Below are 14,415 nucleotides of genomic sequence, written 5' to 3' on the forward strand. Positions count from 1 at the left end.
GATCGGTGAAACGGCTCATATTCCATTCGGGCTCTTCTGTGGAATTGCAGTTCGTCACAATCCGCATCGAAAACGGATCTTGCGGTCCTGTTTCCTCATATGTGCTCTCTAAACTGGCATGCAGCCCTAAAGCTGAATAGAGGAGATGTTTGCGAATATGCGAAAAAGTATGCTGTCGATTCTTGCCGTTGCGGCACTCAGTCTTCCATTGACGGCGCAAACGCCGGCACCTAAGCCGCCCACCACATTGAGGGGCGTTCTGCTGGAACAGCTTCGCAGTACACATAATGTGGCGCAATGGTTTGTTCCGGCCAATACTGCCGTCGAAGGACTGACTGCCGAACAGGCCAAGTGGACCGACGGCAAGGGCAATCATTCCGTCGGACAGCTTACATATCATCTCGTCTTCTGGAATAAGACTGAGCTGGCCAGCTTCAAGGGGGAGAAACCACCGGCTTTCAGCGGCAACAACGACGAGACATTCAACAACTTCGATGCCGCCCAGTGGTCTGCTCTCGTGCACGAACTGGACCAGGTGTTGACGGAGTGGGAGAAGGCTGTCGAAGCTGCCGACGATAAAAAGATTTCGGATAAGGCATCGTTGCTTGCCCACGTCGGTGCGCATAATGCTTACCACATTGGGCAGATCGTCTTCGTCCGTAAAGAGCAGGGATCGTGGAACCCGGAGAAGGGCGTGAAATAACAGCGTCGTTTACGTGTTCCTTACACGCGGTGCATACGATGGGTCTGTGATCACCAATAAACTATGTTTCGCTTTACCGGCAATCGTTGTGTGCCTTGTTTCTTCATCCATGTGCGCACAGAGCAGTGATGGGCTGAGACTGAATCAGATTCAGGTCGTTGGCACGCATAACAGCTACCAAATGCCAGCTGACCCGCGCGTGATGAAGATAATGGGGCCGCGCCTTAAGCCTCTCTTCGAGAGTATGCAGAAGAACATGCCTCCTGATCAGGCTGCTGTCATGAAAGAGGAACACCCGAATCCGTTGACGGACAGCTTTACGGATGCGCTGGATTACATCCAGGCGCCACTCGAGATGCAGCTGCGGGCTGGCGTGCGCAGTCTTGAGCTCGATCTGCAGGCCGATCCACAGGGAGGACTGTACGCCAATCCGCTTCCCTATCGGGAGTTGCGCCAGGCGGGCGAAAAAGATCTGGCGCCCATCTATGAGGAGCAACTTCGTCAGCCTGGCATGAAGGTCTTTCATCTTGCCGATGTAGACTTCCGCAGCCAGTGTCCGCGATTTCATCAGTGCCTTACGCTGTTGCGTCAGTGGTCTGACGCGAATCCCGGCCATAGTCCTGTCTTCATCCTGCTGGAGCCGAAGTTGTCGGGGCTGGAGAAGGTTGTCCCGGGTGCGAGCGCTGTAGGCGCATTCGACAAGGCGGCCTTCGACGAGGTGGATGCGGACATTCTCTCGGTCTTCGGGCGCGACCGGCTCTTCACGCCGGATGATCTGCGCGGCAAGCACAGCACGCTTGAGGGGGCTGCGCTGGCCAATGCGTGGCCACAGGTCACCGCGGTGCGCGGCAAATTTCTATTTCTGTTTCTTGTGCCTGGTCTGAATCTCAAAGCTTTTGCACCCTATCTTGAGGGACATGATTCGCTTGAGGGGCGTGTCGCTTTTGTGCAGGGACTGCCCGGCATGAAGCACACGGCTTTTGTCATGGTCGACAACGCATTGGCCAAGCCCGGTCGCGTTTCTGATCTCGTCCGGAAGGGTTATATTGTGCGGTCTCGGGCTGATATCGATACGTGGGAGGCTCGCCATGATGATGTGCATCGCAAAGATGCGACGCTTGCCAGCGGTGCACAGATCATCTCGACCGACTACCCGCAGTCACCGAATATCTATGGCAACGACTATCAGGTTCAGCCCTTTGCCGGGGGCTTTCGCTGCAACCCAGTCGTTGCCAGTTGCGCAAAATAGAAGGCAGCGAAACGGGTCTCAACCGCCTGCGATCGCGCCGATGACCAGCAGCGGCTCGGCTCCTGTCGCGACTTCTGCAGGGAGCGGAGCGTCGGGGGATTCGTGCGAGAGATCGCGTTCGCAGGCGAAGAGGCGCATGAAGGCTCGTCGCTGCTGCGTTGCCTGATCGCGAATTGTGCCGCGTAGCATCGGGTAGGCCTCTTCTAGTGCGTTGAGCACGGAGCGTTGTGTCGCAGCGCCTTCGATTGTGACTTCGACTTCGCCTTTGATCTGCGCCAGCGTTCGCAGATGAGTAGGCAGTTGTACGCGCACGATCATGCCAGCGTCTGCACCTCGACCGAGAGCACGGCGGGAAGATCGCGCACGATGGGCGTCCAGCTATCGCCTGCGTCGGGCGACATGTACACCTGTCCGCCGGTCGTGCCGAAGTAGATACCGCATTTGTCGAGCGAGTCGACGGACATGGCATCGCGCAGCACGTTGACGAAGCAGTTGCTCTGCGGAAGGCCTTTCGTGAGCGGCTCCCACTCATTGCCGCCGGTGCGGCTGCGGTAAACGCGTAGCTGGCCGTCGAGCGGATAGTGCTCGCTGTCGCTCTTGATGGGGACCACGTAGATCGTTTCCGGTTCATGCGCGTGCACGTCGATGACGAAGCCGAAGTCGGTGGGCAGGTTGCCGCTCACCTCGGTCCACTGGTCGCCTGCGTTGTCCGAGCGCATGACGTCCCAGTGCTTCTGCATAAAGAGCACGCCGGGGCGGCCGGGGTGCATGGCGATGTGGTGGACGCAGTGGCCGACCTCTGCATCGGGATCGGGGATGAACTGCGACCGCAGGCCGCGGTTGATGGGCTTCCAGGTCTCGCCGCCATCGTCGGTTCTGAAGGCGCCTGCTGCGGAGATGGCGATGTACATGCGCTTTTCGTCGCTGGGGTCGAGGATGATGGTGTGCAGGCACATGCCGCCTGCTCCGGGCTGCCAATGTGGGCCGGATCCGTGCTTGCGCAGGCCGGGCATCTCCTGCCAGTTCTGGCCGCCGTCGGTGGAGCGGAAGATGGCCGCGTCCTCAACGCCCGCGTAGACGAGGTCGGGATTTTTGAGTGAAGGCTCGATGTGCCAGGCGCGCTTGAACTCCCACGGATGCGGTGTGCCGTCGTACCACTGGTGCGTTCCGGGAACGCCATCGTAGGCGAAGTTGTTGCCGACGACCTTCCAGGTTGCTCCGCCATCATCGGAACGCTGCATGACCTGCCCGGACCAGCTGCTGGACTGCGAGGCATAGATGCGGTTCGGATCGGCCGGAGAGCCCTTCATGTGATAGATCTCCCAGCCAGCGAAGTGCGGCCCACTCACCTGCCAGTTTTCGCGCTTGCCGTCGGATGTAAGGATGAAAGCGCCTTTGCGCGTGCCAACCAGAACTCGAACTTTGCTCATCAGGACTGCCCTCTCGGAAGATGATGCGCGGCCGATCGGATCAAAGCCGCGTTATGAGGCTTGCTTCCCCAGCGTCGAGGCTCGCGCCACCAGAGTGGGGGGTACCAGAATACTCTTTGGGGGCTGCTCCGGGGTATTGACCAGATCCAGGGCCATTTCTCCAGCCAGGCGGCCGAGCTCGGCCGTGTTGTGGTCGATGGAGCTGAGAGGAATTTTCAAATAATCGTTGTAGCGCATATTGCCGCAGCCGATGAGGGCGATGTCTTCGGGGACACGTAAGCCGGCAGCCAGTGCAGCGTTGATGGCCCCGATGGCCGAGAGATCGTTGTAGCAAAAGACCGCGTCGGGTGGCTCGGGCAGCGCAAGAAGCTGTTGCATGGCTTTGGCTCCGGCGACGTCGCCTGTTTCCTCCAGCCGGTTACAGACGATGACGTACTCCTCAGGCGCGGGGAGACGCGCTTCGGTGAGCGCATTGCGGTAACCGCGCAAACGATCGTAGGCGGGACTGGTGTTCTGCCCAGCAATGTGGGCGATGCGCTTTTTGCCGGACTGGATGAGATGCTTCGTGGCCATCTCGCCGACGAGAACATCGTTGGAGCCGACGAAGTGAGCCGCCAGGTGAGGGAAGTTGCGGTCGAAGAGCAGGTACGGCGTGCGCTCGTCACCCAGCTCGTAGAAGTTGCGCAGGCTGGGCTGGCAGGAAGCAATCAGCAGGACATCGATGCCGCGGCGCAGCAGAGTGCGGATCTCCTGACGTTCCATCTCGGGGTCTTCTTCCGATGAGGCGAGGATCAGGGCGCGATTGCTGGTTCGGAGTACGCTGCTGAGCGATTTGGCGAACTCGGCGAAGAAGGGATGCACGAGGTCGGGGACGACGAGTCCGACGGTGTAGGTCTTGCCGCTGGCCAGCCCCCGAGCAAGCATGTTGGGCTGATAGTTCAGCTCCTTCATGCGTTTGAGGACGCGACGGCGGGTCTCCTCGCCGATGTCCTTGTTGCCACGCAGAACCTTCGAGACGGTGACGACCGAGACGCCCAGGTCGCGCGCAATATCCTTGAGCCGTACTGCCATAACTAAGCCATCCTACCGTTTTCTCGCGGAGGGAGGGGAAACAATCTCCTGCCTGAGGCAGATCAGCAGAATTTTGTCCTGCGCCAGAGGCTCCATCCGCCTATGACAAGACTGACGAACAGTAGGACTCCCAGGACGCCGATCCACATCAGATTCATGTTCAGCGGAGGAACGACGGCGCGGACGCCGAGCCAGAGGAAGACTCCCGTGGCGGCAGAGACGATGGCGTAGTCCCACCAGCGACGGCGTTCGGAGCGGTCCCCGAACTCGTCGCCTGCCTGCGAGGCAAGGGTGCGGTTGTAGTCCAGGCCGTAGCGCTCGCACTCGCGCAGGACGGCCTCGTTCTGCGAGGTGTGCTCGCGGGCGGAGGCCACAGCCGTGCCAATAGCAAGAGCTCCGAGGATCATGATGACTGACCCGCCGAGAACAAGAAGCCTGTGTCTGGAGTCGGCTCCGGCGAGCTCGCCGAAGACGAGCGCTCCCCAGGCCAGTCCCCAGAGCTGGTTGGTGTTCGAGAGTGGGATGCCGCGCCCGATGCCCAGATATTTGGCGGCGAATTGCTGGAAGAGATCGCCGATGACCCAGACGAATCCGCCAAGGAAGAGCCAGAAGACAAGGCCGTGGTGATGGAAGAGATTAAACGAGGGCGAGTGCAGGCCGCCATCGAGCGCAAGCGTGAGTGCGAAGACCGTTCCCAGTTCGCCGACGGTGAAGGCCGTCACGAAGGAGAGCGGATTCATACCGCTGATGTAGGCCTTACGGTAGGGAACATACATCGTCCCCCACATGAAACTGGCCCCTATGGCGGCGAGGATGCCTCGCCCGGCGTGCTGGGCCATGGTGGTGTCTCCATGAAGCGTGCTGAAGCCGAGCATGATGGCAGCAATGACGATGGCGACTCCGCCGAGGACGACTTTGCCGATATTGGCCGGGCTGGCGCCTGCCAGCTCCTTGAACAGTACGCGACCCCAGAAGAGACCGATGAGAGAGTTCGCGTTCCACAGCGGGAAGGCGATGGCCAGACCAACATCACGGATGGCAAAGACGGTCAGCGTATTAGCGACTGCCCAGAGTGCTCCAGCCAGCAACGCCCATACAATGAGGTGCTTCTTCTCCATCAGGTCGGCGAAGACATAGCTGGTCCCTTTAAGAAGAGTGGGGAAGGTCCAGCGAGCGGTAAAGACGCCCGCAACCATGCAGAGTGAGACGGCGAAGGGCGACAAGCCGGCGTTCACCAGCTTCGTGGGCGCTTCGGCGGCTCCCAGCCAGACCCCGGCCGTAAGACCGCAGATCACACCCAGCCCATGCAGCGACATGCCGTGCCGCGTTGCTTTCTGTACGACGCTTGCCATTCCTTACTCCTAGTGAATCCAGACCAGCAGGGCAATACCGGCTACCAGCACGAAAAAAGGCACCAGAAAGTGGCTGTCCGTGATCACAGCCTTTGTTTTCGTAGCAAAATCCATGAAGTGTTCCTTATGGCTCGTTTTGCGAGATGGAGTCGCGCCTACATAAAGTTAGCGGTTACTTCAAAAGAAAAACCCTACAGAGCGGCATCACGACTGTCAATCGAAATACGGCCAGGAGTATCTTCACTTGCCTCTTGATCATAATTCCGGTTCGGGTCCAAAAAATTTCATAACCGCGGGCAAGGTTGCCTGTCTAATGCGCTGAATGGAAGAGAACGATCCCCAGATCGTCCGGGCAGTACTGGCCGGAGACAAGGACGCCTATGGCGCTCTCGTCGCTCGTCATTCGCAGAACGTCTTCCGCGTCGCCTTTCGTATCACCGGTGACGAGGCCGACGCCGACGAGGTAGTGCAGGAGGCTTTCATGCGCGGCTATCAACGATTGCAAAGTTTCGAGTCGCGCTCCGGGTTCGGTACCTGGATTTATCGCATCGCCGTCAATTGCGCACTCAATATGGTCAACAAACGCAAACCCGGAACGAACTACCAGATCGCCGAAGAGACCGATCCCTCGCAGCGGCAGGTGCAGGTTGCGGATTACGCTGCTGGACCTGAGCGCACGCTGTTGAGCCGCGAGATCGAGGCGCTGCAAACGAAGGCGTTGAACAAGTTGACTGCAACCGAGCGCACAGCATTCGTCCTGCGCCATATGGAAGAACGTTCAACAACAGAGATTGCGGAGGCGCTGAATATCGCTCCGAATGCAGCCAAGCAGACTGTTTTCCGCGCCGTGCAGAAACTTCGCCGCAGCCTTGCTCCGCTTCGGGTCACTCAATGAAGAACAGTAATCACTACAACGACGAAGAGTTGATCGCGTACTACTACGGCGAATCAGCCGGCACGGAGATGGAGCAGCATCTGTTTGCGTGCCCGGAATGCGCGCGCAACTATGCAGCGATCCAGCGTGACCTGTCTGAGATAGCTGCGCCGGTAACACCGGACCGCGACGCAGAGTATGGGCAAAGAGTGTGGGACTCCATTCGCGGCTCGCTGCGCGCCTATGAAGCGCCGCAGAAACGAAGCTGGTTCTCGCTTCCGGTATTTGGTCCATGGAAGGCTATCGGTGTTGCCGCTGCATGCTTGCTGGTAATTGCCACGGCGTTTTTTGCGGGAAGGCAGTGGGAGCAGCATAAGACGCAGGGGCCTGCGGTTGCGGGCAATGCGGCGAGCGAGCAGGCCAAACAGCGCGTCGTTCTTGTTGTACTTGGCGATCACCTGGATCGCTCCGAGCGCCTGCTCGTTGAGCTGAGGCATGCTGAGCCTTCGACGGAAGGAGTGGTGCAGGCTGAGGCCCGCGATCTTCTCGCTGCCAATCGGCTCTATCGCGAAAGCATCAAGCAGGCGGGCGATCCCACGCTTGCGAATGCGCTGGACCATCTGGAGCGCGTGCTGATTGAGGTTTCCAACGAGCCAGCAGGTCTTTCCCAGGCGCGGCTCGATGAGTTGCAGAAAGAAATGAATACAGACGGCCTTCTCTTCGAAGTTCGCGTCCTCCGCTCCCGGGTGCAGGGAGACGTGGAACAGAGAGGGAGCAGGCCGTCAGCTACGAAAGGGGTATCCATCTAAATGAAAGTCACATTTGTTCTTCCAGCCTTGTTTGCGTCCGCACTTTTTGCACCCGCAACTGTTTATGCGCTTCAGCCGATTGTGGGCGAACCCATCACGCTTGTTGGAGAGATTTCCGCAGTAGATGATCGCAACAGTCAGTATGCCGAGGGTACGCGAGCGATTAACGAAGGCCGCTGGGCCGATGCTGGAACAATTTTCTCGAAGATTGCTGCGCAGCATGGCGACCGCGCCGACGGCGCGCTCTACTGGAAGGCGTATGCGGAAAATAAGGCGGGTCAGTCCTCCAGTGCGCTTAAAACCTGCTCCAGTCTTGGGCAGGCTTATCCAAAGAGCCGCTACATCACCGATTGCGATGCTCTGCGCGTCGAAATTCAAGGCGCCGGTGCTCACACAATCACAGGTGGTCGCTTTAATTCTCCGAGTGGCCGCCACAATGCGCAAGAGTCGTCGAATCCAGACGAAGACCTCAAGCTGCTAGCGCTCAACGCTGTCATGCAGCAGGACGAGTCGCGCGCTCTGCCGATTATTCAGCAGATCCTTAACGGCAATGGCTCCGACCGGCTTAAGGAACGCGCACTTTTCGTGCTGACGCAGAGTAACTCGCCGCAGGCACAGCAGACGCTCGAACAGATTGTCCGCGGTCAGTCCAATCCTGCACTGCAGATCAAGGCCATTCGTATGTTTGCCGCGTTGGAAGGTAAGCGCTCTGTTGACACGCTCGCTGATGTCTATCAGCGCTCCAGTGATGAAGGGGTGAAGCGGACGATCCTCCAGTCTTATCTCGTCACCGGCTCTTCCGACAAGCTGCTTGTAGCGGCGCGTGGAGAGCAGAATCCAGAACTGGTGAGATCGGCTGTGCGCTCCCTTGGGGCGATGGGTGCCACCTCCGATCTCTCCACGCTCTATCACGACAGTAAGGATCAACGGATGAAGACCGAAATTATCAACGCTTTCATCGCCGCTGGTCCGAAGGGAGCCGATGAGCTCAAATCCATCGCCACAACGGAGCAGGATCCCGAACTTCGCCGCCGCGCCATCCGCAACTTGGGTGCATCCGGTGGAGCATCGGCCGCTCCGGCGCTCCTTGCTGCCTACCAGAGCAGCCCCGATGTTGAATCGAAGAAAGCAGCAATTGACGGTCTGTTTATCTCGAACAGTGCGCACGAGCTGGTCACGCTTGCCCGCGCCGAGAAAGACCCTGATCTCAAGCAGGCTATCGCCACCAAGCTCAGCATCATGCACAACAAGGAAGCGACCGACTACATGATGGAGATCCTCAACAAGTAGCACTTCAGAGATAAGGAGTACGCCCGTGAACAGGCATCTTGCGATTGCCCTAGCCCTTAGTGTGTCTGCTGTTGCTTTCTCTGCCCAGCAGCCGCGAGTCTCCGATACGCAGTTCAACACTGAGCCCGTTGGCGCAGGACTGTCCGCGACGGTGACGCGATTTCAGCACTCAACCCAGCAGCTATGGATTGGATATGAAGTTCCATCTCTTCCGCGACACAATTCGTCTTCGTGTTCTGATTCATACGGATCGAATGACGATGGATGCTGCGGTGAATATCGGCTCGAAGGATCGCGAGACAGCGTAACGGATAACTCCTCGAAGGCGGAGCCGGGAAAGATGTACGTGCTCATCCGCCTCGATCACGGAGCGATTACGAAGATCAGGCCAGCCAATGCTGGTTGCCGCCTGAATGCAGGAGGCGTCCCTTTCACCTGGCTTACCGGCGTCAAGCCAGAGGACAGTGTGCACTATCTCGCGCAGGTCGCGACGCAGCAGGCGAACGAGAATCGCGTGGCCGAAGGTGCGCTGGTTGCTCTCGCTCAACACGAAACTCCTGCAGCGACAACGGAGCTGTCCTCGATGGCGACATCTTCCAGTTCTCCTCGCCTGCGCGAGAAAGCGGCCTTCTGGCTCGCAGCCGAGCGCGGACATGACGGACTGCTCGCTCTGCAAAAACTGGTTCATAGCGAGCAGGATCCGAAGCTGCGTGAAAAGCTGGCCTTCGATTTCTCGATCAACCATGATCCGGCATCGACTGATGAGCTTCTGTCGCTTGCGAAGAACGACTCCAATGCGGGAGTGCGCGGCCAGGCGATCTTCTGGCTTGCGCAGAAAGCCGGAAAGAAAGCTTCAGAGGCAATTGCTAATGCTATTGAGAACGATCCTGAGCAACAGGTGAAAAAGAAGGCAGTCTTCGCACTCAGCCAGTTGCCAAAGGACGAGGGTGTTCCGCAGTTGATTCACGTAGCGGAGACGAATTCCAATCCTGCAGTTCGTAAGGATGCCTTTTTCTGGCTGGGGCAATCCGGCGATCCCAGAGCGCTTGCTTATCTGGAATCGGTGCTCAAACGCTGATTTTTATTCAACTTTCATTGCAGTCTCCTCCCCTCCTTCACCGGAGGGTTTTTTTTGCGTTAGACTCCCTTCTGTTCAGCTTTAGCGCTAAACCTTCGTTACGACATATATGTCTGAACACAAGGAGCCATCCGTTGATCGCCTCTTTCCGCCTTTTTTCGCTGCGTACTCCGGTAAAAATATTCGTTGCTCTGCTGATGCTTGCGTCCCCGGGAGCATTTCTTCATGCACAATTCGCAAGGGGAGCCAGGCCACTCAGCGAGGTCGTCAAATCTCTCTCTCCGGAATCGCAAAAAGTGATCGAGCGTCTAGGAACACTCAGCGAGCTTTCTGCGAATGAATGGCGCTATCATCCCGGTGATCTGGCCCACGGGGAAGACCCATTGCTCGACGACTCTTCATGGGAGCCGGTGAAGCCACGCAGCAAGGGACCGAATGAGGCCGTGTGGTATCGCCATCTTTTTGAGATTCCGAAGACGCTCAATGGATACGACCTCACCGGTGCGCGCATCTGGTTTCAGTTTCGCGCTGGAGCAAATGGCCCTGTGCCGGAGATTATCTATTTCAATGGCCGGCGCGTTGCGCTCGGTGATGATCTTGAGCCTATCGTGCTCTTTGATCAAGCCAAGCCCGGCGACAAGATTCTAGTAGCCGTTAAGCTTTTGCATACGGTCGACACGAAAACCTTTTCTGGTGTGACAACGCGCATTGAGTTTGCGTCTGGCCGCCCGAATCCATCTGATCTGCGTCTTGAGTTCCTTTCGAGCACGCTTCTGGTGCCGTCTCTGTCGAAAGATCCAGGCGCGGATCTGGCAACGCTGAATCAGGCGATTGCTACGGTCGATCTGAATGCGCTCGATAGTGGTAATCAAACAAAGTTCGATGCATCGCTTGCTGCATCGCGGCAAAAACTGGAAACCTTTCGCCCGATGCTGCAGCAGGCGACGATTCACCTTACCGGCAACTCGCACATCGATGCGGCGTGGCTCTGGCCGGTGTCCGAGACGGTCGATGTCGTCAAGCGAACCTTCTCAACGGCTCTTCAGTTGATGAACGAGTACCCAACCTACACCTATACGCAGTCAGCGGCTGCCTATAACGAGTGGATTGCCACGAAGTACCCTGCGATTAATGAAGAGATTAAGAAGCGCATTAAAGAGGGGCGTTGGGAGATCGTCGGCGGCATGTGGGTGGAGCCCGATCTCAATATGCCCGATGGTGAATCGCAGGTGCGCTCGCTGCTGATCGGCAAACGCTTCTTCCAGAAGGAGTATGGCGTCGATGTACGCATTGGCTGGAATCCCGATTCCTTTGGATACAACTGGCAGCTTCCGCAGATATACAAGCGCTCCGGAATGGATTACTTCGTGACACAGAAGATGCAGTGGAACGACACGAACCAACTCCCGTTCAAGCTTTTCTGGTGGCAGTCGCCTGATGGCTCGAAGGTACTTTCATACTTCCCGCATGATTACGCCAACAGCAATTTGAATCCTGTTCGTCTTACCGGCGACTTAGCGGTTGCGCGTGAGCGTGCTCCCGGCATGGAAGATATGATGGACCTCTATGGCGTGGGCGATCATGGCGGAGGTCCGACGCGCGCCATTCTCGATGAAGGCAATCACTGGGCGCAGCCCGGCATGGTGATGCCAAAGCTTGAGTTTGGCACGGCACAAAGCTACTTCTCGAATATTGAGACGAAGCTGTCGTCAAACTCTCCGGTGTGGAACTATGCTTCCATCGCCAAAGGGTATACCCCGCCAAAGCCAGAGCCTGGCAAGATCGGTGTTCCCACATGGGACAGCGAGATGTACTTTGAGTATCACCGTGGCGTTATGACCACGCAGGCCCAACATAAGCGTAACATGCGCGAGAGCGAAGAGCAGACCATCAATGCGGAAAAGTATGCATCGCTGGCGTGGCTGAATGGTACGCCGTATCCAACCGAGCAACTTACTGATGCGTGGAAGAAGATCGCCTTCAACGGCTTCCACGATCTCGCGGCTGGCTCGGGCATCGGCATTATCTATAAAGAGGCTCAAGCCGAGTTCGATCAGGTTCGGCTCGAGACCAATGCGATCTCGTCGCACGCGCTGCACACGCTCGCGGCAAACGTGAACACCAAAGCTGCGGGCGAGACACCTGTCCTCGTCTTCAATCCACTGGCATGGCCGCATACTGGTGTCACGACGGTTTCGGTGCAGTTGCCGAGCGCTTCATCCAACGGCATCTCTCTTCTCGACGAACACAATAACGTTATGCCGTCGAAGGTCATCTCGAGCGATGCAAAGACTGGTAGTTACAAAGTGCTAGTGCAGGTGAAGGACGTTCCTTCGCTCGGCTACAAGGTTCTCCACGCTGTTGCCGGGGAGAAAGCCTTTGCCTCCGACATCAAGGCGAACGGTACGACGATGGAGAACGATTTTATCCGTATCACGGTGGACCCGAAGACAGGCTGCATTACCAGTCTCTACGATAAGAAGGCGAACTTTGAGTCACTTTCCAAAGGAGCATGCGGCAACCAACTGCAGACCTTCAAAGACACGCCGAAGCAGTATGACGCCTGGAACATCGATCCCGGAACGTATGATCACATGACGCCGATCGATAACGTCGATTCCGTCGAATTGATCGAGAAGGGGCCGATGCGTGCCGTCATTCGTGTGGCGCGCACATGGCAGTCTTCGAAGTTTGTGCAGGACATTCAGCTCTATGCAGGCACAGACACAGTGGATGTCATTAACGACATTGATTGGCATGAAGAACACGTGCTCGTAAAGGCTGCCTTCCCGCTCGCGGCCTCAGGCCCTATGGCGACGTACGAGATCCCCTACGGCAACATTGAGCGTCCAACAACGCGCAATAACAGCTGGGAGAAAGCACAGTTTGAAGTGCCTGCGATGCGCTGGGCCGATCTTGGTGATGAGCACCACGGATTCTCGCTGCTCAACGAAGCTAAGTACGGTTACGATGCAGTGGGCAATACGTTACGGCTTACTCTCCTGCGTTCACCCACTTGGCCTGACCCTGTAGCTGATCGTGGTCATCAGCACTTCAGTTACGCGCTTTATCCGCACGCCGGAACCTGGAAGCAGGCTCTTACTGAGCGTCGCGGCTATCAGTACAACTACGAGCTGCACGCTCTGCAGGTAACACCACACGCAGGTGAGCTACCACTGGAACACTCCTATGCATCGGTTGCTCCGGAAAACGTGGTGCTGACGGCTGTCAAGAAAGCCGAAGACGATAATGGCCTTATCTTCCGCGCCTTCGAGTGGGCAGGCAAGCCAAGCGATGTCATCTTCAGCGTACCCGCTGGAGCGACAGCAGCTACAGAGACGAATCTGATGGAGAAGCCTATCGGTTCGCCCCTTACGATCTCGAATAGCCAGGTCACGGCGCACATTACTCCATACGAAATTCTCTCGATACGCGTTGATTATCTTGCTCCCGCAAAGCAGTAACGAATCTTGCTCCTTCTTTAAGGAGGTGGATTGGAAGCTGCTGCATCTTGAAAATCACACGGCTCTTATCAATTACTCTGAAGACGTACATCTTACGGAGAGAGCAATGAGTCTCGTACGCAATCAGGATCCCGAAACCTTTACACCCGAACACGGCATGCGTCGTCAGGTGCTCGCCAATACCGATCAGCTCATGCTCGTTCGCCACTATTTCGATGCCGACTGGATTGGTGCGCGTCATAGCCATCCGCATCATCAGCTCGTTTATGTCGTCAAAGGCAGCATTCGCGTCGACGTGGGTGGAAAAGTTTTCGATGTGCATGCCGGCGACAGCTTCGTCGTCGATGGCGGAGTCGAGCATCAGGCTTCTGCGCTCGAAGCAGCCGAGGTGCTCGATATCTTCACGCCTACGCGCGAAGATTATCGAGCACTTATCAAATAGGCTGACACGATGCTGTCATCCGATTCGACAATCTACGCTACGCGGATCGCGCAGGATCATCCCCTTGACCTCGATCCTCGCTCGGAACAGTGGAACAGGTCACAACCTGTCTCGTTTCGTCATGACAACTACGGGGAGCTGGTCCCAGGTATGGATACCAGCGTTCGTGCCAGATGGACTGAAAAGAACCTGTACCTACTCTTCATCTGCTGCTATCAGGAACTTCACCTGAAGCCAGACCCGCAGACCAGTCACGCAACGAACGAGCTATGGAATTGGGACGTGGCGGAGCTCTTTATCGGTACGGATTCGCACTCCACCGGCCGATATAAGGAATTTGAAATCTCTCCGCAGGCGGAATGGCTTGATCTGGATATCGACCTCCAGGCGCCCCGGCGTATAGGCGATCCCACATGGACATCACGTTTTGAAGTCGCAGCTTGCATCGATTCCATAGCTAAAACATGGTACGGCGCGATGCGCATTCCCTTTGCTGCGATCACCGCAGCATCAGTGGCCGCCGAAATGACATTCCGTGCGAATCTCTTCCGCAGTCAGGGACCACAACATCAGTTGCTTGCCTGGCAGGCCAGTATGAGCGAAACCTTCCATGTTCCTGAACGATTTGGATCACTGCACCTTGTTGAGTAAGC

Annotated in this window: 13 protein-coding genes; 9 read left to right on the forward strand and 4 right to left on the reverse strand. The window is 57.1% G+C overall.

Annotated elements, in window-relative coordinates:
* Nucleotides 1-157: 157 nt before the first annotated feature.
* Nucleotides 158-703, forward strand: coding sequence for a DinB family protein (locus tag KFE13_RS12900; protein ID WP_260703520.1), 546 nt, complete (start codon nucleotides 158-160; stop codon nucleotides 701-703).
* Nucleotides 704-884: 181 nt separating this feature from the next.
* Nucleotides 885-1,952, forward strand: a complete 1,068-nt coding sequence (locus KFE13_RS12905; RefSeq protein WP_260703521.1) for a phosphatidylinositol-specific phospholipase C1-like protein — start codon at nucleotides 885-887, stop codon at nucleotides 1,950-1,952.
* A gap of 18 nt (nucleotides 1,953-1,970) precedes the next feature.
* Here KFE13_RS12905 and KFE13_RS12910 read toward each other — a convergent pair whose 3' ends face one another.
* The 4 genes from KFE13_RS12910 to KFE13_RS12925 form a co-directional block, all read right to left on the reverse strand.
* Nucleotides 1,971-2,270, reverse strand: coding sequence for a MoaD/ThiS family protein (locus KFE13_RS12910; protein WP_260703522.1), 300 nt, complete (start codon nucleotides 2,268-2,270; stop codon nucleotides 1,971-1,973).
* Nucleotides 2,267-3,382 (reverse strand): WD40/YVTN/BNR-like repeat-containing protein, encoded by a 1,116-nt coding sequence (locus KFE13_RS12915; protein ID WP_260703523.1) that lies wholly within the window; start codon nucleotides 3,380-3,382, stop codon nucleotides 2,267-2,269. Before KFE13_RS12915 ends, KFE13_RS12910 begins: the two co-directional genes overlap by 4 nt.
* 51 nt (nucleotides 3,383-3,433) lie before the next feature.
* On the reverse strand, nucleotides 3,434-4,453 hold the full coding sequence (locus KFE13_RS12920) for a LacI family DNA-binding transcriptional regulator (RefSeq protein ID WP_260703524.1): 1,020 nt from the start codon (nucleotides 4,451-4,453) through the stop codon (nucleotides 3,434-3,436).
* A 62-nt stretch (nucleotides 4,454-4,515) separates the two neighbouring features.
* Nucleotides 4,516-5,805: a GRP family sugar transporter gene (locus KFE13_RS12925; RefSeq protein ID WP_260703525.1), complete on the reverse strand. Its 1,290-nt coding sequence runs from the start codon at nucleotides 5,803-5,805 to the stop codon at nucleotides 4,516-4,518.
* A gap of 322 nt (nucleotides 5,806-6,127) precedes the next feature.
* On the opposite strand from KFE13_RS12925, the gene KFE13_RS12935 reads away from it, so the two are divergent.
* The 7 genes from KFE13_RS12935 to KFE13_RS12965 all read left to right on the forward strand — a co-directional run bounded on the left by KFE13_RS12935 (nucleotide 6,128) and on the right by KFE13_RS12965 (nucleotide 14,413).
* A complete protein-coding gene (locus KFE13_RS12935; RefSeq protein ID WP_260703527.1) occupies nucleotides 6,128-6,700 on the forward strand; it encodes an RNA polymerase sigma factor in 573 nt (190 codons plus the stop codon).
* Nucleotides 6,697-7,488: an anti-sigma factor gene (locus KFE13_RS12940; protein WP_260703528.1), complete on the forward strand. Its 792-nt coding sequence runs from the start codon at nucleotides 6,697-6,699 to the stop codon at nucleotides 7,486-7,488. Before KFE13_RS12935 ends, KFE13_RS12940 begins: the two co-directional genes overlap by 4 nt.
* On the forward strand, nucleotides 7,489-8,778 hold the full coding sequence (locus KFE13_RS12945; protein ID WP_260703529.1) for a HEAT repeat domain-containing protein: 1,290 nt from the start codon (nucleotides 7,489-7,491) through the stop codon (nucleotides 8,776-8,778).
* Between the two features lie 340 nt (nucleotides 8,779-9,118).
* Nucleotides 9,119-9,856 (forward strand): HEAT repeat domain-containing protein, encoded by a 738-nt coding sequence (locus KFE13_RS12950; RefSeq protein WP_260703530.1) that lies wholly within the window; start codon nucleotides 9,119-9,121, stop codon nucleotides 9,854-9,856.
* A gap of 134 nt (nucleotides 9,857-9,990) precedes the next feature.
* Nucleotides 9,991-13,320, forward strand: coding sequence for an alpha-mannosidase (locus KFE13_RS12955; protein WP_260703531.1), 3,330 nt, complete (start codon nucleotides 9,991-9,993; stop codon nucleotides 13,318-13,320).
* Nucleotides 13,321-13,426: 106 nt separating this feature from the next.
* A complete protein-coding gene (locus tag KFE13_RS12960; RefSeq protein WP_260703532.1) occupies nucleotides 13,427-13,762 on the forward strand; it encodes a cupin domain-containing protein in 336 nt (111 codons plus the stop codon).
* Between the two features lie 9 nt (nucleotides 13,763-13,771).
* A complete protein-coding gene (locus KFE13_RS12965) occupies nucleotides 13,772-14,413 on the forward strand; it encodes a carbohydrate-binding family 9-like protein (protein WP_260703533.1) in 642 nt (213 codons plus the stop codon).
* Nucleotides 14,414-14,415 lie beyond the last annotated feature (2 nt).

The organism is Edaphobacter flagellatus (assembly GCF_025264665.1).
Lineage (GTDB): Bacteria > Acidobacteriota > Terriglobia > Terriglobales > Acidobacteriaceae > Edaphobacter > Edaphobacter flagellatus.